This window comes from Brevundimonas sp. NPDC055812, from assembly GCF_053616535.1.
The window spans coordinates 349,932-371,321 of the sequence record NZ_JBSHDX010000002.1 but is presented as its reverse complement, the minus strand read 5'-3'; the positions used below and the strand labels follow the sequence as shown (position 1 = coordinate 371,321).

Annotated in this window: 26 protein-coding genes; 18 read left to right on the top strand and 8 right to left on the bottom strand. The window is 65.1% G+C overall.

Annotated features, from left to right (window positions below; all coding sequences use genetic code 11):
• Positions 1 to 6: 6 nt before the first annotated feature.
• The gene (locus tag ACWGL1_RS04810) at positions 7 to 900 is read right to left on the bottom strand and encodes an SDR family oxidoreductase (RefSeq protein ID WP_291783682.1); all 894 of its coding nucleotides are present in this window, start codon (positions 898 to 900) and stop codon (positions 7 to 9) included.
• A gap of 224 nt (positions 901 to 1,124) precedes the next feature.
• Here ACWGL1_RS04810 and ACWGL1_RS04805 point away from each other — a divergent pair, with 224 nt between their 5' ends.
• From ACWGL1_RS04805 to ACWGL1_RS04790, 4 genes are all read left to right on the top strand, one after another.
• Entirely contained in the window at positions 1,125 to 1,319 is a 195-nt protein-coding gene (locus ACWGL1_RS04805; protein WP_291783679.1) for a hypothetical protein, read from the top strand.
• 126 nt (positions 1,320 to 1,445) lie between these two features.
• Positions 1,446 to 1,685 carry a hypothetical protein gene (locus ACWGL1_RS04800; protein ID WP_291783675.1) on the top strand — a complete coding sequence of 80 codons (240 nt, stop codon included), beginning with the start codon at positions 1,446 to 1,448 and terminating at the stop codon, positions 1,683 to 1,685.
• A 22-nt stretch (positions 1,686 to 1,707) separates the two neighbouring features.
• Positions 1,708 to 2,298: a DUF4142 domain-containing protein gene (locus ACWGL1_RS04795; protein ID WP_291783673.1), complete on the top strand. Its 591-nt coding sequence runs from the start codon at positions 1,708 to 1,710 to the stop codon at positions 2,296 to 2,298.
• Between the two features lie 177 nt (positions 2,299 to 2,475).
• Positions 2,476 to 2,973 (top strand): YciE/YciF ferroxidase family protein, encoded by a 498-nt coding sequence (locus tag ACWGL1_RS04790; RefSeq protein WP_291783670.1) that lies wholly within the window; start codon positions 2,476 to 2,478, stop codon positions 2,971 to 2,973.
• A 45-nt stretch (positions 2,974 to 3,018) separates the two neighbouring features.
• On the opposite strand, the gene ACWGL1_RS04785 is transcribed toward ACWGL1_RS04790, so the two are convergent.
• Positions 3,019 to 3,747, bottom strand: a complete 729-nt coding sequence (locus tag ACWGL1_RS04785) for a Crp/Fnr family transcriptional regulator (RefSeq protein WP_291783667.1) — start codon at positions 3,745 to 3,747, stop codon at positions 3,019 to 3,021.
• 159 nt (positions 3,748 to 3,906) lie between these two features.
• Between ACWGL1_RS04785 and ACWGL1_RS04780 the strand changes: the two genes are divergently transcribed.
• The 3 genes from ACWGL1_RS04780 (at position 3,907) to ACWGL1_RS04770 (ending at position 5,703) form a co-directional block, all read left to right on the top strand.
• A complete protein-coding gene (locus ACWGL1_RS04780) occupies positions 3,907 to 4,095 on the top strand; it encodes a hypothetical protein (protein ID WP_343831521.1) in 189 nt (62 codons plus the stop codon).
• A 141-nt stretch (positions 4,096 to 4,236) separates the two neighbouring features.
• Positions 4,237 to 4,941, top strand: coding sequence for a Crp/Fnr family transcriptional regulator (locus tag ACWGL1_RS04775; RefSeq protein WP_291783740.1), 705 nt, complete (start codon positions 4,237 to 4,239; stop codon positions 4,939 to 4,941).
• A gap of 57 nt (positions 4,942 to 4,998) precedes the next feature.
• Entirely contained in the window at positions 4,999 to 5,703 is a 705-nt protein-coding gene (locus ACWGL1_RS04770) for a Crp/Fnr family transcriptional regulator (RefSeq protein WP_291783661.1), read from the top strand.
• Between the two features lie 44 nt (positions 5,704 to 5,747).
• On the opposite strand, the gene ACWGL1_RS04765 is transcribed toward ACWGL1_RS04770, so the two are convergent.
• Genes ACWGL1_RS04765 through ACWGL1_RS04755 form a run of 3 tightly spaced genes read right to left on the bottom strand, consistent with a single transcriptional unit; the run spans position 5,748 to position 7,208 of the window.
• Complete coding sequence (locus ACWGL1_RS04765; RefSeq protein WP_338575508.1) at positions 5,748 to 6,134, bottom strand: hypothetical protein; 387 nt, start codon at positions 6,132 to 6,134, stop codon at positions 5,748 to 5,750.
• A gap of 2 nt (positions 6,135 to 6,136) precedes the next feature.
• Positions 6,137 to 6,958 (bottom strand): TIGR02587 family membrane protein, encoded by an 822-nt coding sequence (locus ACWGL1_RS04760; RefSeq protein ID WP_338578620.1) that lies wholly within the window; start codon positions 6,956 to 6,958, stop codon positions 6,137 to 6,139.
• A gap of 55 nt (positions 6,959 to 7,013) precedes the next feature.
• Positions 7,014 to 7,208, bottom strand: a complete 195-nt coding sequence (locus ACWGL1_RS04755) for a helix-turn-helix domain-containing protein (protein WP_452111407.1) — start codon at positions 7,206 to 7,208, stop codon at positions 7,014 to 7,016.
• 32 nt (positions 7,209 to 7,240) lie between these two features.
• Here ACWGL1_RS04755 and ACWGL1_RS04750 point away from each other — a divergent pair, with 32 nt between their 5' ends.
• From ACWGL1_RS04750 to ACWGL1_RS04710, 9 genes are all read left to right on the top strand, one after another.
• Positions 7,241 to 7,684, top strand: a complete 444-nt coding sequence (locus tag ACWGL1_RS04750) for a hypothetical protein (protein ID WP_452111331.1) — start codon at positions 7,241 to 7,243, stop codon at positions 7,682 to 7,684.
• A 339-nt stretch (positions 7,685 to 8,023) separates the two neighbouring features.
• Positions 8,024 to 8,302 (top strand): VOC family protein, encoded by a 279-nt coding sequence (locus ACWGL1_RS04745; RefSeq protein WP_291782068.1) that lies wholly within the window; start codon positions 8,024 to 8,026, stop codon positions 8,300 to 8,302.
• Between the two features lie 177 nt (positions 8,303 to 8,479).
• Positions 8,480 to 10,141: a recombinase family protein gene (locus ACWGL1_RS04740; RefSeq protein WP_291782071.1), complete on the top strand. Its 1,662-nt coding sequence runs from the start codon at positions 8,480 to 8,482 to the stop codon at positions 10,139 to 10,141.
• A 130-nt stretch (positions 10,142 to 10,271) separates the two neighbouring features.
• Positions 10,272 to 10,457 carry an Lrp/AsnC family transcriptional regulator gene (locus ACWGL1_RS04735; protein ID WP_366936260.1) on the top strand — a complete coding sequence of 62 codons (186 nt, stop codon included), beginning with the start codon at positions 10,272 to 10,274 and terminating at the stop codon, positions 10,455 to 10,457.
• Entirely contained in the window at positions 10,423 to 10,674 is a 252-nt protein-coding gene (locus tag ACWGL1_RS04730; RefSeq protein WP_291782074.1) for an Lrp/AsnC ligand binding domain-containing protein, read from the top strand. Before ACWGL1_RS04735 ends, ACWGL1_RS04730 begins: the two co-directional genes overlap by 35 nt.
• Positions 10,675 to 10,920: 246 nt before the next feature.
• Positions 10,921 to 11,958, top strand: coding sequence for a S41 family peptidase (locus ACWGL1_RS04725; RefSeq protein WP_291782077.1), 1,038 nt, complete (start codon positions 10,921 to 10,923; stop codon positions 11,956 to 11,958).
• A 529-nt stretch (positions 11,959 to 12,487) separates the two neighbouring features.
• On the top strand, positions 12,488 to 13,813 hold the full coding sequence (locus tag ACWGL1_RS04720; RefSeq protein WP_291782083.1) for an ammonium transporter: 1,326 nt from the start codon (positions 12,488 to 12,490) through the stop codon (positions 13,811 to 13,813).
• A gap of 85 nt (positions 13,814 to 13,898) precedes the next feature.
• Positions 13,899 to 14,402 (top strand): hypothetical protein, encoded by a 504-nt coding sequence (locus ACWGL1_RS04715; protein WP_291782087.1) that lies wholly within the window; start codon positions 13,899 to 13,901, stop codon positions 14,400 to 14,402.
• A gap of 153 nt (positions 14,403 to 14,555) precedes the next feature.
• Positions 14,556 to 15,392: an alpha/beta fold hydrolase gene (locus ACWGL1_RS04710; protein ID WP_338575520.1), complete on the top strand. Its 837-nt coding sequence runs from the start codon at positions 14,556 to 14,558 to the stop codon at positions 15,390 to 15,392.
• 723 nt (positions 15,393 to 16,115) lie between these two features.
• Here ACWGL1_RS04710 and ACWGL1_RS04705 read toward each other — a convergent pair.
• From ACWGL1_RS04705 to ACWGL1_RS04695, 3 genes are read right to left on the bottom strand one after another with little or no spacing between them, the layout of a single operon-like run.
• Positions 16,116 to 16,610, bottom strand: coding sequence for a disulfide bond formation protein B (locus tag ACWGL1_RS04705; protein ID WP_452111330.1), 495 nt, complete (start codon positions 16,608 to 16,610; stop codon positions 16,116 to 16,118).
• Between the two features lie 27 nt (positions 16,611 to 16,637).
• Positions 16,638 to 17,981, bottom strand: a complete 1,344-nt coding sequence (locus ACWGL1_RS04700; RefSeq protein WP_452111329.1) for an ATP-binding protein — start codon at positions 17,979 to 17,981, stop codon at positions 16,638 to 16,640.
• A complete protein-coding gene (locus ACWGL1_RS04695) occupies positions 17,978 to 18,631 on the bottom strand; it encodes a response regulator transcription factor (RefSeq protein ID WP_343829313.1) in 654 nt (217 codons plus the stop codon). Before ACWGL1_RS04695 ends, ACWGL1_RS04700 begins: the two co-directional genes overlap by 4 nt.
• A 63-nt stretch (positions 18,632 to 18,694) precedes the next feature.
• On the opposite strand from ACWGL1_RS04695, the gene dsbD reads away from it, so the two are divergent.
• Together dsbD and ACWGL1_RS04685 are read left to right on the top strand one after the other, a co-directional pair.
• Entirely contained in the window at positions 18,695 to 20,590 is a 1,896-nt protein-coding gene (gene dsbD, locus ACWGL1_RS04690; RefSeq protein ID WP_452111328.1) for a protein-disulfide reductase DsbD, read from the top strand.
• Positions 20,587 to 21,381 (top strand): prolipoprotein diacylglyceryl transferase family protein, encoded by a 795-nt coding sequence (locus ACWGL1_RS04685; protein ID WP_452111327.1) that lies wholly within the window; start codon positions 20,587 to 20,589, stop codon positions 21,379 to 21,381. Before dsbD ends, ACWGL1_RS04685 begins: the two co-directional genes overlap by 4 nt.
• Positions 21,382 to 21,390: the final 9 nt, after the last annotated feature.

The window sequence follows — 21,390 nt, the reverse complement described above, 5'->3', positions numbered from 1 at the left end:
AGAGGGTCAGGCGATCCCGGCGCCGCCGGTGACGCCCCAGACCTCGCCGGTGACGAAGCTGGCCTCCTGCGAGGCCAGCAGCACGTAGACGGATGCGATCTCGACCGGCTGGCCCGGGCGGCCGAAGGCGCTGTGGGCGCCGAACTTCTCGACCTTCTCCTGAGGCTGGCCGCCGCTGGGCTGCAGCACTGTCCAGAAGGGGCCCGGCGCCACGGCGTTCACCCGCACGCCCTTCTCGATCAACTGCTTGGCCAAGGCCTTGGTGTAGGTGACGATCCCGCCCTTGGTGGTGGCGTAGTCCAGCAGGATATCCGACGGCTCATAGGCCTGGATCGAAGCCGTGGTGATGACCGCCGCGCCCGGCGGCAGGTGCGGCGTCGCCGCCTGACACAGCCAGTGCAGGGCGTAGAGATTGGTCTTCAGCGTGGCGTCGAAATCCTCGGTCGAGACCTGGCCCACGTCCTTGCGGAACTGCTGCCGGCCGGCGTTGACGACCAGGATGTCCAGGCCGCCGAAGGCCTCGAGCGCGCGCTCCACCATGGTCGCATTCCACGCCTCGTCGCGCACGTCCCCCGGCAGGGCCAGCGCCTTGACGCCCTCCGCCTCGATCAGGGCGATCACCTCGCGCGCGTCGGCTTCCTCCGAGGGGAGATAGGAAATCGCCACGTCGGCGCCCTCACGGGCGTAGGCGATGGCCACCGCGCGACCGATGCCGGAATCAGCGCCGGTGATCAGGGCGCGCCGCCCCTTCAATCGCCCGTGGCCGTGATAGGCCTCCTCCCCGTGATCAGGCTGAGGCTCCATTCTGGCGACCAGGCCCGGCGCAGGCTGAGGCTGACGCGGAAACGGCGGGCGCGGATACTGATTGCGGGGATCCTGCATGGTCAGGCGGTCGGACATGACAGCTCCTCTGAACGACTGAAGGCGTGCCTTCCTAAGTCGCACCCTGCGCGAGCGTTCCCCGCGGGGTTCGGCTCGCCGGCGCGCGTCATCCTCGACAGCGTGACGGCGGCTCGCCTGGAGAAGGCCTCGAACCACCGCGCCGGAAAATCGAGAAGCGACCGGCGCCGTATGGAACGGGCCGCGCGCCTTTTCCTTCTCCTCCACGACGAAAGGAGTTCCTCTTGCCCCTCGCAAACAAGGAAAAGCCCCCGATCCTGCGACAGCCGCGGCGGCTGATGATGATCGTCGGCGCCATCCTGGCCCTGTTGTTCGTCGTGTATCTGGCCACGGCCGCGACGGGCTTCCTGCGCACCCAGACCAAGGTTGCGGATCCGCGCATGACGGGTACGGAAGCGCCTCTGGAGCGCGCCATGTAACGGCGTGTTCAGGCTTGGCCGTTTGGAACGGCGGCGCGCCTGACCGCTTAACCTCCTGTCACAGGGAGGAAAGAATGAACCGACTTCGCACTCGCCCGCCCCCCGCCGTCCTCATGGGAGGCCGTCATGCGTTTCTATGAAGTGGTGGTCGGCAGCGACAGCGGCCCGCAGCGGCGCCTGCGCGTGACCTCGCCCACGGACGCGCAGGCCGCAGACGCCGCCGCGCCCCTGATGCGGGCGCACGAAGCCATCCTGTCCATTCGAGAAACGCCTGACGACGGGCTGCAGCAGGCCGACGCCCCGCCGCCCAAGACCCAGGCGGAAGAGCTGGCCCCCGACACGCCGGGCATGGCCGCCAAATCCTGATCCATCGCAAGGAGATTCACTGATGATGAAACAAACCATGGCCGTTATGGCCGTCTCGGCCGCCGCTCTCACCCTGGCGGCCTGCAACCAGCAACAGGGTTCCGAGGCCGTCGACAAGGCTCAGGACGCCGTTTCCGAGCCGGTCGGCCAGACCTCGGCCGCCACCATGGGCGCCAATATGGTCAGCGCCTATGTTCCCAACGCCGCCATGGGCGACATGTACGAAATCCAGGCCGCCGACATCGCCCTGGAACGGTCGCAGAACGCCCAGGTCAAGGAATTGGCCCAGATGATCAAGACCGATCACACGGCCGCCTCAGCCGCCCTGAAGACCGCCGCCGCGCAGGCGGCGCCGGACACCGCCGTGCCGACCGAACTGGATCAGCGTCGCAAGGGTCTTATCGATAACCTGCGCTCGGCCACGGCGGCGAGCTTCGACAAGACCTATATCGATCAACAGGTCGCCGCCCACGAGGAGGCCGTCACCCTGCATCGCGGCTTCTCGGACAAGACAGATGTCCCGGCCCTGGCCGAGCACGCCCGCACGGTCCTGCCCAAGATCGAAGCGCACCTGGAACGCGCCAAGCAGTTGCAGTCCAGCCTGGGCGGCTGACGCCGACCCCGTTGCGAAGCGAGAGGGGCGGGCCGCGGTCCGTCCCTTTTTTCTACGCGTCGGCAGACTTCCGCGCCTCATAGGGCGGGTCTAGGCGTCTGTCCGGATGCAGACACACCGGAACGCCGCGACGTATCTCCCGCTTCGAAGGCGCCCACTCGTTTTGAGGAGACAACCATGGCCGAGAAAACGCTGCAGACCCTGTTTCACGACACTCTGCGCGACATCTATTACGCTGAGCGCAAGATTCTGAAGTCTCTGCCCAAGATGGCCCGCGCGGCTCAATCACCCGAGCTCAAGGCGGCCTTCGAGAAGCATCGGGAGCAGACGGAAGGACAGATCGAGCGCCTGCAGCAGGTGTTCGAGATCATCGGCAAGCCCGCCCGCGGCAAGACTTGCGACGCCATCGAAGGCATCCTGGCCGAGGGCGACGAGATCGCCGAGGAATACAAGGACACGGCGGCGCTCGACGCGGGTCTGCTGGCCGCGGCCCAAGCGGTCGAGCATTATGAGATCACCCGCTACGGCACGCTGAAGCGATGGGCGCAGGTGATGGGGTTGAAGGACGCCGTCAAACTGCTGGACGAGACCCTCCAGGAGGAAAGCCAGACGGACGAGGACCTGACGGCCATCGCCGATTCTGCGGTCAACGCCGAGGCGCTGCAACCCGCCTGACGGCCGGTCTCCCCGCCGCCTCGTCGGCGGCGGGGACGAACCGCCTCAGACCGGCAGCTTCTCCAGTCGGAGGTAGGACGGATTGAACTCGGCCGCATCGGCCAGTCGCTCCCAGGCGAGGATGCGGACGTCGGCCCCGCTCCATTCCAGCCACCCCGCCTCTCGCATGACTTTCAGCGTGCGGTTCACATGCACCGCCGACATGCCCAGAAGGTCGGCGATCTCCGCCTGGATGATCGGAAAACGAAAGGCTCCGTCGCGAGCGAGTCCGACGGCTTCCAGGCGGGTGTAGACTTCACAGACCAGCAGGGCGGTCCGCTCCAGCGCCTCTTGCCGCCCCAGCGCCAAGAGCCATTCGCGATGCATGGCGGCGTCCACCACCGTCTCCAGCCACAGCAGACGCGTCAAGTGCGGGTGCTGCTCCGTCAGGCGTCGCAGACGGTCGTGGGGAGCCTCTGCGATGAGGCAATCGGTCAAGGCGCGCACCCCGTGATCGACCCGCTTCAGCACGAAGCCGTGCAGGTCGATGAAATCCCCGGGAAGGTTGATCTGGGTGTATTGACGCCGCCCATCGCTCAGGTCGCGGTAGCGCGCGCAGAACCCCCCGATAACCAAGCTGGAGTGATCGACCAGGGCGTCCTGTGAAACGATGTCGCTGCCCGCCGGCTTGACTACGATATTGACCAGCACGCTTCGCAAGGCCTGTCGTTCCTCGTCCCCGAGGGCGTCGCGACGCTCCAGCTTGTTCTCCAACAGGCGGCTATGGTCGTGCATGGGGCGGCTCCGCTGACGCTTGCCAAAGCTCAACGTCGCCCGACGGCGAATGTTGCCGCCAAGCTCGCCTCCGCCCGGTTCCGTAACGCCGCAAAGGCGACACAAAGAACCGGCTACGGCCTAGCTGCGTTGGTTTCGCGTAACAGGGGAGTTTGCATTGTGAACAGGACACCAGTCATTGAGCGGGCCTTTGAGCTGGCGCGCAGCGGTCGCTTCCGTATCCCAAGCGAGGTCCGCAAGGCGTTGATATCCGACCGCTATACCCAGGCCGAGCTGTTCCAGCTCGAAGGCAAGGCCACTTGGCGCCAGCTGCGAACCTTGTGCGCGGATTCCTACCATCGCGCCTGAGACCGATCTATCAGCCCTGCGGCGGCGCTGCGACTAACCTATGTAAAGAACGAAACACCCCTGGCCGTGCTGTTGGTCAGGGGGATGAAGAATCAGTCTTATCAAGATGATGTAGACATAGCGGCGGCGTCGTTGGAACGGATGCTTTCCAGCTTCGCCGTGCTGTCGTCTTCTGACGTCGATCGCATTCGCGGCTGGTTCCGGGGTCCGGCGTTGGCCCACCCTCCCGGCGGCCCCATCCCTCTTCATCCCGAACGCAAGGACGCCCGGGTCGTAGCGCGCGGCTGGGTGGCGCGGGGCGCCATGCTGGAGGACGGTCGTCGGCAGATCGTGGGATTGAGTTTGCCCGGCGACGTCATCCTGGCGACCGACTCGGTGGACGCAGATATGGCGGTCTGGGCATTGACCGACGCCTCGACCCTCGACGCAACCCTGCTGTGGGACGCCATTTCAGAAGGTGCGGACTTCAGCCCGCGCCTCCTGGAGGCCTGGCGCCAATTTCGCTCTGCGGAGCGTCTGCGGCTGGCGCGACATGTGATCCGGCTCGGTCGGCTCAGCGCCTATGAGCGCACCGCGCACCTCCTGCTGGAGTTGTACGAGCGGCAAAGCCGTCTGGGCGCTGTCGAACCCGGCGTCCTGCATCTTCCCCTCACCCAGGACATGCTCGCCGACATCCTGGGCCTCAGCGCCGTGCATATGAACCGCACCCTGCAGCAGCTTCGCCGCGCGGGCCTCGTTGATTACCGGACGGGCCGCGCCATCCTGCCCGACCTGTCGGGCCTGGCGCTGGCCGCCGGCCTCAGCATAGCCGACGCTCTCGCGGACGCGCGGAACTTCGGCGACTAACCCATGTAAGTGGCGCCCCCCTGCATTCATGGCACGGCTCCTTCCCCAGGAGGGCTCATGCCTGCAGATTCCGCCGCCACGCTGCCTCCGTCCGTCCCGCTTCCCGGGCGTCCGCGCGCCCATATCGGAGATCATCCGGTCTATCACGCCTTGCCGCCGGACGCGCAGCGGCGCCTGATCGCGGAAGGGACGGAAGTCGATCTCCCGGGTGATGCGCGCCTGGCCCTGGACAGAGACCACCTCTGGTTCGTCATCTCCGGCGTGCTCGGCGCCTTCCCGCCCGACAGCGAGGTCTGCGTCGCGCCGGTCGTATCCGGCGCCGTCTACGGGTGGGATCACGCCCTCGGCTTCAGCGGCAGCGGCGCACAGGTTCGCCCCCTGCTGGACGTGCGGCTGTTCCAGGTTCCCGCCGCCGCCGCACGCGAAGCGCTGGGGTATGACTGGCTGGCGCGTTTCGTCGCTCTGCAGGCGGTCCAGCGTCTGACGTTTCTGGAACAGGAAGCCGCCTGCAACGCCTCCCACCGGGTGTCGGAGCGGCTGGCGAAATGGCTGCTTCGCCTGCATCACGGCGGGAACGGCGCGCCGGTTCGCCTGAATCAGGCCCGACTGGCGGCCATGCTCGGCGTCCAACGCACCAGCATCAACGTGGCGGCGCGCAACCTTCAGGCGACGGGCGGCGTGCGGTTCAGTCGCGGCAAGGCCTCCATTCTGGATGTGGCCAAGCTGACCGCGAGTTCATGTCGGTGCGGCACGACGGATTAACGAGGATCGCAGCCGGCAATCGGCGAGCGGCGGCGTTCGGAGCGTCAGGGCTCCGACCAGCCCAGCACGCGCAAAGCCGGCTCTGGCTTGTCCGCCTGCGAGAAGACCAGGCTGGCCTTCTTCTCTCCCCGCCCGGGGACATAGTCGAGCGAGGCGCCGGAGCGTTCGCCGCCGACCTGACCCTCGATATCCACGGCGGCGGCGGCCAGGTCGCCCTGGTTGGCGACCACGACGTCGACCACCCATCCGCCGGATGAAGGTCGAACCGCCTCGCTTCTGATCGTCAGCGCCGCCGGCGACGGAACCGAAAAAGCCGCTCGCGCCAGCACGCCCGCCGCGCCGAGCGTGATGACGAGGCCAATCAGAGCGCAGGCGCACTGCAGCCGCGACACGCCCTTCTTCCGTGCTTTCTGCTTCTCCTTGTCCGTCACGGCTACACCAGAAGCCGCGCGGCCGCGGCCCCGATCGCCGCCGGAAAGGCCAGGATCACGACATTGGCCATGAGCGCCTGGAGCCCATGGCCGTCAGCTCCGCCGAACACCCACAGCATGGCGAGGCTGGCCAGCAGGCACAGGGCGTAGCCCGGCAGGGTGAAGTCGAAGAAGGCCCGAACCGGCGTTTCCGCCTCTTCCTGCCCCGCGAAACCCGCCTCGAAGACGATCAGGTGCAGCAGGATCACCGACAGAATGAGCACACCCAACGCGCCCAGCGGCGTGGCCATATAGGCGATCAGTCGCATCTCCTCGGTCGGAGCCAGGTTCATGGCGAAGTAGAGGGCGCCGGCCAGCATCAGGAACAGCTCGCCCGGATAGGAGGCCTCATCCTCGTCGCCCTCGTCCGAATCGCCCGACAGCTGGCGTCGCGCCGCCAGGGCGCCCAGCGCGGCGGGCACCGCCTGCAGGGACATCTGCCCCACGGCGGACGCCGGCGAACTCAGATCCAGCACGTTGAAGACCAGCAGAAGCGCAGCGGCGGTGACGAAGCCCACAGCCAGGGCGACCAGGGTGTCCAGCGCATTGTTGACCGGACCCCGGCGTGCCGAAAACCCGGCGTAATGCGCCAACCCGAACAGCACCGGCAGCGCCGCCAGCAGAAAGACGAGACGCCGCTCCGGTTCCGCAGCGAAGCCGAGCGCCCACATCTCCATCGTCATCAGCAGGGGCAGGCTGAAAAGCAGAGCGCCGCCGAAGGCTCGGCCCAGATCGCGAATATAGGCGCTGTCGTCCGCCCGCGCGGCGTCCTGCATCGAAGTCATTCCCAAGCAACGCCGCCGTCCGGTTTCGGCTCCCGCAAGGGCTGTGCCCCTTAGTTCAACCGGTTGCGGAGGCGCCGTTCCAGAGCGCCCTCCGCCAGCCCGGCGTCGCAATCGCAGGCCGCCTGCCAAAGCTCGTCCTGATTCGGGCAGGACGAATCTGGACAGCTCCCCGATCCTGCAGGTGGCGGCACAATGCGTTGATACTGGTGCGCTGCAAGCCGAGCATGTCCGCCAATTCGCCCTGGGTGATGGGAATTCCCCCCTCTCCTCACCGTCGGCCGCATGAAGACGCGCGATCCATTTCGCCAGGCGCTGGAGGGCCGTATGCCGGGCGTTGCAGGCGGCCTCGACGCCGAGCGCGCGCGCGCGCGACGCGGCATAGGCGGCGAGAAACTGGTGAATCCAGGCGTCCCTCAACACGGCGTGGACTGGCTTCAACGGCGCGACATAGCCCTCGGTCGGCAGGACGGCTCGCGTCTCATGAGCATGGAGGGTCGCGCCGACGGCGGCCTCCCAGCCCAGAACGCTGCCGGGAGGAATCACGCCCACGCAGACCCGCTGCCCGGACGGAAGGAAGCCGAGGGCGCCGTTCAGGACGAAATAGAGGGCGTCGTCTGGCGGAGGCTCGCCCGCAACCAGCGCAAGGCGCCGCGCCGTCTCCATGAGGACAGCCTTAACCTTCGACGGCAGGACGTCGTAGCCTGGATGGTGCTCCATCCGGAATGAAAGGCCGCAACGCAAGCCATATCGCAGCTTTGCGCCAGCAGCGGAGGGCCGCCCGTCAATCGTACGGCCGACTTTGCCTGGCCAAGCATTCCGCCTAATCTGACACCGTCGAAAAGGCAGGCTGGCGGTTAGTCCGGCCCTCGCGCAAGCGGGTCTGTCCGGCGCCGCCAGCGGCGAGTCCCCCGATCTTCACGCGGTCTGCATGGTGCAGGCGGCGAGCAAAGGAGATTTCGGTCATCACGCTAAGCGTCACTGATCTGGCTAGATCCAGACAATTTTACGTAGAGGGGTTCAGGTGGGTCGGCCGTCTTCGAGAACGACGAAATCCTCCTTTACCAAATGAATGGCTTCGTTCTCGGCACATGGCTGGAGAGCGAGCTCAACATGCAGAGGGAGGGGTTGAAGCTGCCTGGCGCCTTCAACCTCGCTCATAATGTAAATGAGCCGGATCAAGTCTCCTCATTGATCGACCGGCTGGCCAGCTTCAGGGGCCGCATCCGTCGCCAGGCCGATGCGCCGCCACACGGTGGCTTTCGGGGCTACGTCGCGGATCCAGACGATCATGCATGGGAGATCGCCTTCAATCGGCATGGCGGGTCGACGAGCGAGGCTTGGTGACCTTCGGACTGTAGCCCTCAGCGGGGGCGGGTTTCGCGAGAAGCCCGCCCCTATCGACGAAGAAGCATAGCGCCGATCGTTGACCGGGTTGCGCCCGTAGCGCAGGTTGACCTCCTGTCTGAATGAAGATTTTCCAATGAGCACCAAGCATCTTGAGAGGAGGAGCGTGCCCAGCTGATGCAACGAGGTGTCCTCAGTTCCAAGAAACGCGCCCTCTACGGCCGCCATTCCTCGGACCTCCAGAACGCCCGGTCGACCAAAGACCAGATCACGCTTCTGCGCGAAGCCAGCCGAGTTGAGGGCGTCACAGAAGTTTTCGAGTTCATGGACGAGGCCGTTTCCGGCAGCGCGATCGCCAACCGACCAGGACTACGCGCGCTCCTCGCCTCCGTAGAGCGCGGGGAAATCAGCGACGTCATGGCTGAGGCGCTCGACCGACTTTCGCGCGACCAGGAGGACCTCGCCGGCATTTTCAAACGCCTCACCTACGCCGGCGTCGCGCTGAAGACCCTGACCGAAGGCCCGATCGACAGAATTCACATCGGGCTGAAGGGCATGATGAACGAACTCTTCCTGCACGACCTGGCAGAGAAGACACGTCGCGGCCTGACCGCACGAGTAAAGGCTGGCTTCTCTGGCGGAGGTCGCTGCTTTGGTTACGATATCATTGGCAAGGGCGAACTGCAGCCCAACGCCCGCCAGGTCAGCATCCTCCACCAGATTTTCACCGACTTCGGCCGCAACGCAATGTCAGCCCGCGCCATCGCTCACAAGCTGAACGCCGACGGCGAACCTGGCCCGCGTGGCGGCGAATGGACCCCCTCGGCCATTCACGGCAACCGCCGCGCCCAGGACGGCATCCTGCACCAGGAACTTTATATCGGCGTGCGGGTCTTCAATCGACGTCGCTACCGCAAGCACCCCGACACGGGCAGGCGATCTTCGGTTCTGAATCCGCCTGAGGAATGGCTGCGGGAGCCCGTCCCGCACCTGCGCATCATCGATCAGGGACTTTGGGACGCCGTCCAAGCCCGGCTCTGCGTCCAGGCGAGACAGCCCAAGACGCTCATCAGAAAACCGAAACGCCTGCTGTCCGGACTGATGAAGTGCAGTCTGTGCGGCTCCGCCATGACGCTGAAAGGCGACAAGTACAACTGCAGCGGCCGCTTCGATCGCGGCACCTGCTCAAACGGCAAGATTATCGCCGCCAAAACGGTGGAGGAACGCGTCCTTGCCGGCATCAAGACCCACCTGCTAGCCCCGGAAGCGATCACCGAAACCGTCAGAACCTTTCACGCCGGCGCGGAAGCAGAGCGCCGCGCCCTTCAGGTCGAACGGGCACCGCTGGAGCGCGAACTGGCGGACATCGAACGCAAACTGAAGCGCGCGCAGACCATGTGCCTAGACGGCGCGATCGAAACGGACGAACTGAAGATGATCAGCACCCCGCTGAAGATCCGCCGAAGCGAGATCCAAGCCCGAATGGCGGCCGACAGCACCCCATCCGTGATCCAACTTCACTCCGGCGGCATGGAGGTCTACCGCCGGCTGGCGGAAAATCTGCATACGGCGATCGAGAGCGAGGACGGCGAGGAAGTGCGTACGGAACTGCGCCAGCTGATTGACCGCGTGGACTTCATCCCGGCGGTGGGCCTAGGCAAGTTCCAGTTGGAAGTGCACGTCAGCCTTGCGGCGTTGCTGACGCTGGGCCAAGCCTACAGAAACCCCACGGCTGGAGGCCTAGGAGTTTCTGTAAGTCAGGGCCTCACGTCCGGGTGCGAGGTAATGCTGAGAGCGAAAGGCCGCTTCGCCAACAACACCATCGACATTTCTGCCTAGGGAAGACAGCGCCCCGCCCGTTACTATAGCGTTTGGATGCTGGCAACGAGAGATCGATCGAACAGCTTTGCTTGGCGTCGCCGAGCTGGCGGTCCTTGCATGGTAGGATGACTGGCCTCGCAGATCGCCTATGCGTCGCACGCCCCAGCGCACGATCGGCCAGTCTGTGAACCTGTCAGCCGCTGCGGTGCAGCGCCGAATCGCGGCGCTGGAGGCGGCGAACGTAATCCAGGCCAATGTAGCCAGGGTCGATCATGATGCCTATCACCGCCATTGTCTAGGTGGTGCTGCACGACGAGCGCGCCGACACCGTTGACCGGGCCAAGGCCCTGTTCAGCGCCACGCCCGAAGTACAGCAATGCTACTACGTAACCGGCGGCGTCAGCTTCATGCTGATCGTTATCGCCCCCGACATGAGGGTCTATGAAGGCCTGACCCGACGGTGGTTCGCCGAGAACGACCTTGTGGCCAGCTACCGAACCCTTGTGGCTCTGGATCGCGTCAAAGCAGGGATGTCGGTCGTCGTGCCCTGATTACTCTGCGACGATGTTGAGGTCCACTCCCCCCCTGGAGGACGTTCGGCGCGACGAGCCACCAAGGTCAGCAACGCGCCTTGAGCGATCATTGGCGTCGGCGCGGAAAGCCGACACCGGTAGCGGCCAAGCGCTTGAACCGCGCCCAGCCCGTTGCTGACCTTTAATCTGCCCGCATGACCGAAATTTAACTGGCCGCTCGCCGGCGCCGCTGACTACCAAGCCTGAACATCATTCTGGTCCGTCATGCTCCTTCCCCTTCTCGCCGCCGTGTCGCTGATCCAGCAGCCTTCCGAACGTTTCGACGCCGAGACGCGCATCAGAGACGCCATCGCTGTCGTTCGCCCCGTGGCCTATCGCAGCCGGCAGGTCGACTGGGACGCCCTGGCCGAGGATATGCGCCATCGCGCCGAAGGCGCCCGCGACGACATCGACATGCTTCCGGCCTGGGCGGCCTTGGCGGCTGGATTGGGCGACGGCCATTCCTTCGTCCAACCGACCCCCGACGCGATCGCCGCCTGGCGCGAGCGATACGGCGACCGCCCGCTCATGCCTGACGCGCCGCCTCGGCCTCGTCCAGGTTCGCCGTTCATGAAGCGGGCGGAGATAGAAGCCCACACGCTTGCTGTCGGCCCCGATCATGACGCCGAGTTGATCACCGTGCCGTCCGTCTCTGGTTTTGGTGAAAAGGCCATCGCCTACGCCTCTCGCCTGTTCGGCGCGGTCGCCAACGCCGGCCCGCGCAGCTGCGGCTATGTCCTGGACCTGAGAGGCAATACGGGCGGCAATGTGTGGCCGATGCTGATCGGGCTTTCGGGTCTGCTCGGGGACGGTCCGCAGGGCCGGAGCGAGGACGCCGACGGACGGATCGAGGACTATGCCACCTTGAAGGAAGGCTCCGCAGTCGTGCTCGCCGAACAGGGGCGCGGCCTCACAATGATGTCGATCGACGAGTGGCGCCCGATCCCGTCGCTCGCCGCCTCCCCCGTCGCGCTTCTGCTGGATGACGCGACCGCCAGTTCCGGCGAGGGCGTTGCGATCGCCTTCGCCGGCCGGGCGCTCACCCGCAGCTTCGGCGCCCGCACCTATGGCGTCGCCTCCTCGAACGAGGGGTATCCTCTAGCCGACGGCGCCAATGTGGTCGTGACCACGGCCATGATGGTGGATCGAAACGGCCGAACCTACCCAGATGGTATCGAGCCGGATCAGGTCATCGATGGTGAAGGCGAGGATGCGGTGGACGCCGCCCGCGCCTGGCTCGCCCTCCAGCCCGCCTGCAAATAGGCTCCTGCCCTGGAGGCAAGACCCAGAGTTCCGTTCGCGTCCAACACCGCCGCTTACCGTCAGCCAGATAACGTCTGCCCAGACCTATTGGGCGTGGTCCACTGGAGCGATTCTGGATTTCACCCAGGAAGACGCCAGAAAACGGGGACGCGCGGCGGGCGCCGAGCCGTTATTCAGCGGCCTTGGACCTGCGCATTCCATTATCGCAACGCAACCTAAAATTTGATCATATGTTCTATGAACTAGAAAATATTGGGTAAATAATACCTATATTGCATCACGACTCCGGGATCGGTAAAAAATCTTTTGCTAACTTCGCGGCCGCACCCTTTAATACGCAGATGCAAAAAACGGGATCATTCCACCCAGTTGTCTTCCGCAGCGAACAGCCGTGGCTGGGGGAGCAGCGCGCACGCGCCTTCGCGGAGATCACGCCAGAACCGACCGCCGGCGAGGCCGCTCAAGCCTGCGTCAGGCCCGCCCAGCCCGCCTGACATCATTTTCCCCGCGTCTTCTCCCCGAGACCCTCATGACCCCACAGACGATTTCCAAGGCCGCAGCATTCTGTTGCGGCCTTTTCGCTGTTGCGCTTTCGGCGCCAGCCCTGGCGGCCGCGCCGCCCCTACTGGAACACCAGGTCCCATTGGCGCTGGATGGCTCGGGCACAGCCTGGATTCTCACATCGACGGCCCTGGTGCTCATGATGACGCTGCCGGGCCTGGCCCTCTTCTACGGCGGCATGGTTCGGAAAAAGAACCTGATCGCCACCATCGCTCATTCCACGGCGGCCATGGCGATCGTCACCGTCCTATGGTTCGTCGCCGGCTACGCCCTGTCGTTCGGCACGATCAACGGCGCGGCCAACAACTTCGTGGGAGGGCTTCAAGCCTTGTTTCTCAACGGGGTCGGAACCCACACCGCCCACGCCCTGACCCCGGGCCTGCCCGAGTTTCTGTGGATCGGCTATCAACTGACCTTCGCCATCATTACTCCGGCCCTGATCGCGGGAGCCTTCGCCGAGCGCATCAAATTCTCGGCCAGCGTGCTGTTCTTCACCCTGTGGCACCTGATCGTCTATGCGCCGATCTGCCATCAGGTCTGGGGTGGCGGCTGGATGGGAGAACTGGGCGTGCTCGACTTCGCGGGCGGCGCCGTCGTTCACGTCAACGCCGGGGTGGCCGGCTTGGTCTGCGCCGTCGTACTCGGCCCGCGACACGGCTGGGGCCGGGACAACATGGCCCCTCATAACCTGGCCTTCACCGCCATCGGCACCGGACTGCTGTTTGTCGGTTGGATGGGCTTCAACGGGGGCTCGGCCGCGGGCGCCAATGAGATCGCCGCCGTCGCTGTCTTCAACACCCTGCTGGCTCCCGCAGCCGCCGCCGTCGGCTGGATTGCGGTGGAGTGGACATTGAAAAAGAAACCAACACTTCTGGGTCTGCTGACCGGCGTCGTGGCCGGCTTGGTCGCCATCACCCCCGCCGCCGGCTTCGTCGACCCTAAGGGCGCCTTCCTGATCGGCCTGATCTCAGGTCCGATCGCCTATGCCGGCGCAGTCTGGCTCAAGCATAAGCTCAAATATGACGACAGCCTGGACGCCTTCGGGGTGCATGGCGTCGCTGGAATTGCGGGAGCCCTGCTGACCGGCGTCTTCGCCAATGCCGCCATCAATCCGGCCGCCGAAGGGGCCACCGTCCTGAAACAGGCCATCGGCCTTGGCGGCGCCATGGTCTGGAGCGCAGCGGGCACCTTCATGGTGCTCATGATCTGCAAATATACAGTCGGCCTCAGGGTCCAGACTGAGGCCGAGATCGAGGGCCTCGACTACAGCGAGCATGGTGAAGCCCTGCCCTAGTTCAGCCGCAAGCCGCCTTTTTTCCGCGTCGACAAGCATAGCAGGCAAAGTCAGAACAATGAGCGCCGGGAGCGAGGCCTGCCTCGTGGACATACTGGAGCCGCTGCGCGCCCTGCCCGGCTACGGACTCGTGGCGCTGACGATCTTCGCCTATCGGGTCTGCGACAACGATCCCAACAACGAGGCCTCGGTCGTCGTGGTCGTCCGACGTCCCCAGGCACGCGGCTCGCATGCGGTGGAATTGGTACGGTCGATGAAGCGCCGCAGCTTCTTCGCCCACCTCCTTGCCCTGCCGGTCAACACCGACATTGCCCGTGCGCGCGGTGTCGAGGGCACTCAACCGCCCAAGTGGCTGACCCCGATCGATGTCGCCTTCTGGTCCCGGATTACGGCCTCGGTCGCCGCGCCGGACGGGACGCCGGACATCAGCCTCAGTCTGCCGACGCCGAAGTTCCGAACACTTCCCTCGCAGTCGCGCATGGGAACCAACACCATGTTGAACCGCATCGACGGCCAGCGGCGCCAGATTGCGTGCAGTCCAACACCCTGCGCTTCGCCCAGCAGGTCCTGCCTTCAGGGATCACACTGAAGCGAGAAGGCGGGCCGTTGACGCAACTGCTCGACGGCCTCGGCGCTTCAACCCTGGTCCAGTTGGATGTCACGCAAGACGCCCAACTTGTCCCTCACATGCCGACTCCAATCACGGCCGCCGGCCAATTCCGATGACCTCAGGAGAACACCCATGCCCTTCGTGACCACCTCCGACGGTGTCGACATCTTCTACAAGGACTGGGGCCCCAAAGAGGCTCAGCCAATCCATTTCCACCACGGCTGGCCGCTGTCGGCAGACGACTGGGACAACCAGATGCTCTTCTTCCTCAAGCAGGGCTATCGCGTCGTCGCCCATGACCGGCGCGGGCATGGACGTTCGGAACAGGTCGGCGACGGGCACGACATGGATCACTACGCCGCCGACGCCTCGGCTGTTGCCGAGCATCTGGACCTGAAGAACGCCATCCATATCGGTCACTCGACCGGCGGCGGACAGGTGGCGCGCTTCGTCGCCCGGTTCGGCCAGCCCCAGGGCCGCGTCGCCAGCGCCGTGCTGGTCAGCGCCGTGCCGCCCTTGATGGTCAAGACCGACAGTAATCCTGACGGCACGCCGATCGAGGTGTTTGATGGCTTCCGCGTCGCCCTGGCCGCCAATCGGGCGCAGTTCTTCATCGACGTGCCCGCCGGCCCCTTCTACGGCTACAACCGCCCCGGCGCAGACGTCTCACAGGGCGTGATCGACAACTGGTGGCGTCAGGGCATGATGGGCAGCACCAAAGCCCACTATGAAGGCATCAAGGCCTTCTCGGAAACCGATCAGACCGAAGACCTGAAGGCGATCACCGTGCCGACCCTGATATTGCAAGGCGATGATGATCAGGTCGTGCCCTACAAGACCGCCGCCCTGATGCAGGACAAGCTGCTGCAGAACAGCAAACTGATCATCTATCCCGGATTCTCGCACGGCATGCTGACAGTTAACGCCGATGTGGTGAACGCGGACATCCTGGCCTTCATCAAGGGATGAGGGACGACGTCCACATGATCCCTCCGGGCGCGGACGTGGCCGTACTGGATCGGCAAAGGCGCGCCTTCCTTCGGGACGGCGCCCCACTTCTCCCCTGACCGATTGAAAACGGCCCAAAGACACTGCGCGGATACAGAACGCAAAAACCCTGCAAGCCACTGAACTCGCAGGGTTAATGTTCCCTAGATTGGTATAACCAGGGAGGTTGTAAGTGCGGGAGGGCGCTGTCCTTGTTGCTATTGGCCGATGATCCTGCCCGGCGAGAAATGTCGGTGCGTGCTCCTCGGCAAACACGGTCCCGAAGAGGCACACGATTCAAGTTGGTGGGAGATCAGGAGCCTCCCGTCGTTCCTCATAGAAGAATCGTACCATCTCAAACAAAGCCCCTACTTCTCGATTTGGCAGAAGGCAGATAGTTCGAAAAGCTTCCGCGAAGCGGAGCCACTCGGGGGTGTTATGGCCTCGAAAATATTCGCTATTTCCGAAAGCGCCGATCCTCTCCCCAATCCTGTTAGCCCATGACAACCAGACCATCACTGGTCGCGGGATTGGCCATGCGGATTTGTCGCACGAAAAGAGCAACTCCGCTGAGATGACATCAGTCGCTAGGCGCCTGCGATCCGTTCAGGGGGCGGCTGCTGCTACTGGGGCGCTCCCCGCTGGAGCGGCTGTCTTGCCCTGCTCACTACTGCTGCCGCCCAGAGCACCCCAGCCGGGCGGGTCTTACCGAGCCGAACGCGTATCGACGTCGAAAATCAGGAAAAGCTGCCAAGTCAAAGCCAGGATCGCCAGGCCTGACAATATCCAGGGGTGACCGATCCAAAGGGCGGACCAGTCAAAGCTGCCATTGTTGATCTTCTTGATATGATTAAAATTCTGGCTGATCCCGACGACTAGGCCCATCATTCCGACGACGGCGGCGATATAGCGCGACCACAGGGCGTCATATGATTTCAGCATCAAGATGAGCGCCAGGACGCCAAGAGCGAACCTCTGGACCCGACAGTAGGGGCACGGGAAGACCAGACCCGCCAGATCGACGGCCAAGGTGAACAGGACCACGGCAAGAATGGCGGCGCCCACGATTCGCCGGTTCAAAAGGGCGCTTCCCAGCAAACTCATGATCTTGTTCACGCCAACTCCAATCCCATCAACCCCCAGGGCGCCTGCGCCCCACCCGATATAGCTTTGCCTGCCAGCGTCGCCGTGTGAATGCAATGATCGGATCGCTCGACAGCACGGGCGTCAATCCGACTTTCGCCCTTCCTCGCCGGAACCGGCGCTTCGGATGTTGATCCGATCGAGCAAGAGCTCGACGCGCAAGCCGCCCAGAGGCGAGTTCAGAAAGCGAACTTCGCCGCCATGGGCCTTGATCGTCGCCAGAACGATCGACAGTCCCAGTCCCGCACCTTCATGACGACCGCCGGCTCCCCGAAAGAAGCGCTGTCCAAGTCGTGAAAGCTCGTCCGCAGCCGCCCCCGCCCCGTCATCCTCGACGACCAGACGCGGGGACCGGAGCGTCATTTCCAGTCCGATGCGTATCCGCTTGTCCGCATGACGCCGGGCGTTCGCCAGCAGATTGTCGGCGGCCGCGCCAAAGCGAACAGGATCGACATACAGAAGGCCGTCCTCCCCGAAGAACTGAACCCTTTCATCCGAGGCGGCCGCAGGAAAGGCCTGCCTCAGGGTGATCAATCGGCGGTTTTCGTTCTGGATCGGGGTCTCATCCTCGCGCGCCAGCGCCAGCAGCCCCGCCACCAGCCGCGCCGTGCGATCGACCGAGGTCTGGATCTGCTCAAGCGCATGTCGCCGCATCGACGGGTCGTCCGTAGCGGCGGCGATCTGCGCCTGTATCCGCAGACCCGCCAGCGGCGTTCGCAGTTCATGCGCCGCCGCCGCTGTGAACTCCGCCTCCCGGCGCCGTGCGGCGCCCAGGCGGCCGATCAGCTCGTTCAAGGCCAGGACGAACGGCTGAAACTCACGGGCGCCGTGGGACACGTCGATGGGAGCCAGATCATCGGCATCGCGCGCGCTCAAAGCGTCGGTCATCTGACGGACCGGCGCCAAGCCTCGCCCCACCGACCACCAAATCAGGGCGCCCAGCGCCGCCAGCCCCAGAACCGCCGGTCCGATCAGGCCTGTCACGACGCTTCCGACCAGATGTTCGCGGACCGCCAGATTGTCGCCGACCATCACCCGAAATCCGGCCTGCGGATCGCTGACGGTATAGACGCGCCATCGCTCCCCTCGAATCTCGCGCTCGGAGAACCCGTCCTCTCCGCCGGACAACTGCTCTACGGGCGCGCTTTGGGATCGTCCCAGCAACTGGCCGTCCATCGACCAGATCTGACAGGAGAGCTGGCGATCATAGACGTGGCCGGCCTTCGTTTCAGAGGCCTGGATGACAGGACGAACATCGCCCGCCCGCATCATCGAGGACACCATGCGGGCGGATTCCATCAGACGGCTGTCCAGAACCTGCTGCACCTCGGCGCGGGTATGCACCTCGGCCCACAGAACCGCCCCGCCCCATACCAGGGCGGTGACGAGTGCCAGTGTGGCGAACAGCCTGAAGCGGATCGATTTCATTGCAGCGTATAGCCGACGCCGCGAACCGTGCGGATGAAGCCGGCGCCCAGCTTGGCGCGTAGATGATGAATATGAACCTCGACGGCGTTCGAACCGATATCCTCCTGCCAGCCATAGAGCCGCTCTTCGAGCTGCGCGCGCGAAAGCACCTGGCTCGGCCGCTCCATCAGGGCTTCGAGAACGGCGAACTCGCGACGCGACAACGACAGGTCGCCGTCACCGCGCCAGGCCAGTCGGGCCTTCGGATCAAGGGTCAGATCCCCGTGACGCAAGGCGGGCGATGACCGTCCCAGCAACCGCCGCCGAACCGCCCTCAGTCGGGCGGCGAGTTCGTCAAGGTCAAAGGGTTTGCCCACATAGTCGTCCGCGCCGGCGTCAAGCGCCTGTATGCGGTCGCGACTGTCGTCGCGCGCGGACAACACCACGACGCCGACATCCATGTCTCGCTCGCGCGCATATCGCAGCACCGACAGACCGTCGCCGTCCGGAAGTCCGAGATCCAGCACGACGGCGTCAAAGCCCGACGCCTCCAGCGCCGCCCTCGCCTCCTCGACGGTGGCGACCTGTTCGACGGTCCAGCCGCAAGCGCTCAGGCCGACGCTCAGCCCGTCGGCCAGAACCGGATCGTCTTCAATGGCGAGAATTCTCATGATTTCGATTTGCGGGTCGCGGCTTAAGCCTGACTTAAGTTCATTCTACGACCTGTCCCCGCCATGATGTCTCTTCAACGCTTCGTCAGCGTCATGCTGCTTCTGCTCATCATCGGTTTGGGCGGATCGGCATTGGCGCAAGCGCCCTTGCCTCTCGACCAGGCCTTCGTGCTCAAGGTGTCGCGCCAAGCCGACGGCGATGTGGCGTTCGACTGGACCATCGCGCCGGGACACTACCTTTATCGGGATCATACAGCCGCAACGGCGTCAGGCGCCACGGACGCCCTGCCGCTGAGGCTGGCTCCTGGCGAGCGCAAGGATGATCCAGGTTTCGGCGTCGTGGACGTCTGGTACGGCAAGGGCCGCGCGGTCCTGTCGGCCGAGGCCCTGGCTGCGGCGGGCGCGCCCCGTTCGCTCGACGTCACGTTCCAGGGCTGTCTTGAGGACGCCATCTGCTACCCGCCGACGACGCGGACCGTCGAAACGCCCGCGAAACCGGAATCGCCGGCATCGGCCCCGACGACGCCCGCGCCCGCCACGCCTATCGTCTCCGTCGTTCAACCGCCGAAGGACGTCTCGACCGAGCCGACCGGGCCATTGGTCGAACCGGCAGCCCCTGAGCCGTCGCCTCTCGCACCGTCTGAGGCGGTTCCGACCTCGAACGGCCTGATCGACAGCCTGGCGCTGAAAGGCGGCGCTGTGTGGGTGCTGGCGGCCTTCTTCGGCTTCGGCCTTCTGCTGGCCTTCACCCCGTGCGTTTTTCCCATGTACCCGATCCTCGCGGGCGTCATCGGTCGCGGCGTGGACGGCCGAGGAACAAGGCGAGGCCTGATCCTGTCGATCGCCTATGTTCTGGGTCTGGCCGCCGCCTTCGCCTTGCTGGGCGTCGCGGCCGCCTGGTCGGGTCAGAACCTGCAGGTCGCCCTGCAATCGGCCTGGGCCGTCGGCGGCCTCAGCCTCATCTTCCTGGCCCTGGCGATCTCCATGTTCGGCGGGTTCGAGCTGCAACTGCCTTCGGCATGGACCAATCGCTTCTCGCGCGAAGAAGGACAGGGGCGGCGTTCAGCGCCATCCGCCGCCGCCATGGGTTTCGTTTCAGCCCTGATCGTCGGCCCTTGCGTCACCGCACCGCTGGCCGGGGCCCTGCTCTATATCGCCCAGACGGGAGACGTGGTTCTGGGCGCGGCGGCCTTGTTTTTCCTGGGGCTGGGCAAGGGCGTGCCCCTGATCGTGTTCGGCACCGCCGGAGCTCGCTTCCTGCCGAAGGCGGGTCCCTGGATGGACCGGGTCAAGATGGCTTTCGGCTTCGCCTTCCTAGGCATAGCCTGGTGGTTGGCCGGACGTATCCTGCCGCCGGCCGTCACCCTGGCGACGGGCGCGGCGCTCAGCTTCGCCGCCGCCGCCGTGCTCGGGCTCTTCAGCCCCGCGACGAACAATCTGATCTCGAACCTCGCCCGAAGCGCCGGACTGGCGGCGAGCCTATGGGGCGCCCTCATCCTGATCGGCCTCGGTCTCGGCGCGGTCGACCCCTGGCGGCCGCTTGCGCCCCTGATGTCGGCCAATTCAGGCGCGGCCGCGACGCCATCTGTCGTCCCGACCGCCATCGTCGAGGATCAGGCGACGCTGGAGCAGGCCCTGGCTCGCGCCGCCGATGTCCGCCGTCCGGCCGTCCTCTACTTCACCGCCGACTGGTGCACGATCTGCAAGGCCGTTGATCGTCGCGTTCTGGCCGATCCGGCGACGATCGCTGCGTTCGCCGCAGCAGACCTGATCAAGGTCGACGTTACCCAAAATACGGCTGAGACGCGTGACCTGATGAAGCGCTACGGAGTGGCCGGGCCGCCTACCATGATCTTCCTGACCGCTTCATCCACCGAGGCGACCGGAGCCCGCCTGATCGGCGATATGACGGCTCAACAGGTCCAGACCGCTTTGGAACACGCCGGGGCGAGGTCATGAACGCCGTCTCCCTGGGCCCGCTGGTCCTGTCAGGCGAACGTTTCGCCATCCTGGCCGGTGTCTTCGTCTTCATCATTGGAACGGGCCTTCTCGCCACTCGCGTCAGCCCTCGCTTCAATCTCTGGAGCAGCGTCGTCGCCTTCGGCGGTATCGCAGCCGCTCGCCTCGGTCATGTCCTGACCCATTGGGAGTATTTCCAGGACGCTCCGTGGCGCGCCCTGGCGGTCTGGCAAGGCGGCTTCAGCTGGATATGGGCCGTGCCGGTCATCATCGCCGCGATGGTCGTACTGCTGCGGACCAGGCGAGAACGCGCCTGGGCCCTGGCGCCGTTGGCGGTCGGCGCGCTCGTCTGGACGACAGCCTATCAACTGGTCTCCGCCACCGAGCCCCTGCCTCCGCCCCATCTCACCCTGAGCGCGCTTGAGGGGCCGCCTGTCGACCTGTCGGCTGTCGACGGTCGTCCCGCCGTGATCAACCTGTGGGCGACCTGGTGCCCGCCCTGCCGTCGGGAAATGCCCGCCCTGGCGCAGGCCCAGATCGAACACCCGGACGTACGCTTCCTTTTCATCAATCAGGGCGAAGGCGATGTCGTCGTGCGTCGCTTCCTGACGAATGAAGATCTGAACCTTCAATCCGTCCTGTTCGACACGGCGATGGAGGTTCCGCGCCACTATCGAACAGTCGGCATTCCCGTGACCCTGTTTCTTCACGCCGACGGCCGTCTGGCCAAGACTCATCTGGGTGAAATCGCCCCCGAGCAGATCGCGACCGAAATCGCGCGTCTGAACTAGCCCGCCATG

Coding starts and splice junctions, on each gene's coding strand:
- ACWGL1_RS04700 (WP_452111329.1), bottom strand. CDS start 17,981: ATGAAATCGATCCGCTTCAGGCTGTTCGCCACACTGGCACTCGTCACC.
- ACWGL1_RS04800 (WP_291783675.1), top strand. CDS start 1,446: ATGCGTTTCTATGAAGTGGTGGTCGGCAGCGACAGCGGCCCGCAGCGG.
- ACWGL1_RS04790 (WP_291783670.1), top strand. CDS start 2,476: ATGGCCGAGAAAACGCTGCAGACCCTGTTTCACGACACTCTGCGCGAC.
- ACWGL1_RS04725 (WP_291782077.1), top strand. CDS start 10,921: ATGCTCCTTCCCCTTCTCGCCGCCGTGTCGCTGATCCAGCAGCCTTCC.
- ACWGL1_RS04710 (WP_338575520.1), top strand. CDS start 14,556: ATGCCCTTCGTGACCACCTCCGACGGTGTCGACATCTTCTACAAGGAC.
- ACWGL1_RS04810 (WP_291783682.1), bottom strand. CDS start 900: ATGTCCGACCGCCTGACCATGCAGGATCCCCGCAATCAGTATCCGCGC.
- ACWGL1_RS04695 (WP_343829313.1), bottom strand. CDS start 18,631: ATGAGAATTCTCGCCATTGAAGACGATCCGGTTCTGGCCGACGGGCTG.
- ACWGL1_RS04685 (WP_452111327.1), top strand. CDS start 20,587: ATGAACGCCGTCTCCCTGGGCCCGCTGGTCCTGTCAGGCGAACGTTTC.
- dsbD (WP_452111328.1), top strand. CDS start 18,695: ATGATGTCTCTTCAACGCTTCGTCAGCGTCATGCTGCTTCTGCTCATC.
- ACWGL1_RS04720 (WP_291782083.1), top strand. CDS start 12,488: ATGACCCCACAGACGATTTCCAAGGCCGCAGCATTCTGTTGCGGCCTT.
- ACWGL1_RS04775 (WP_291783740.1), top strand. CDS start 4,237: ATGCTTTCCAGCTTCGCCGTGCTGTCGTCTTCTGACGTCGATCGCATT.
- ACWGL1_RS04770 (WP_291783661.1), top strand. CDS start 4,999: ATGCCTGCAGATTCCGCCGCCACGCTGCCTCCGTCCGTCCCGCTTCCC.
- ACWGL1_RS04760 (WP_338578620.1), bottom strand. CDS start 6,958: ATGACTTCGATGCAGGACGCCGCGCGGGCGGACGACAGCGCCTATATT.
- ACWGL1_RS04785 (WP_291783667.1), bottom strand. CDS start 3,747: ATGCACGACCATAGCCGCCTGTTGGAGAACAAGCTGGAGCGTCGCGAC.
- ACWGL1_RS04750 (WP_452111331.1), top strand. CDS start 7,241: ATGAAGACGCGCGATCCATTTCGCCAGGCGCTGGAGGGCCGTATGCCG.
- ACWGL1_RS04740 (WP_291782071.1), top strand. CDS start 8,480: ATGCAACGAGGTGTCCTCAGTTCCAAGAAACGCGCCCTCTACGGCCGC.
- ACWGL1_RS04745 (WP_291782068.1), top strand. CDS start 8,024: ATGAATGGCTTCGTTCTCGGCACATGGCTGGAGAGCGAGCTCAACATG.
- ACWGL1_RS04795 (WP_291783673.1), top strand. CDS start 1,708: ATGATGAAACAAACCATGGCCGTTATGGCCGTCTCGGCCGCCGCTCTC.
- ACWGL1_RS04735 (WP_366936260.1), top strand. CDS start 10,272: ATGCGTCGCACGCCCCAGCGCACGATCGGCCAGTCTGTGAACCTGTCA.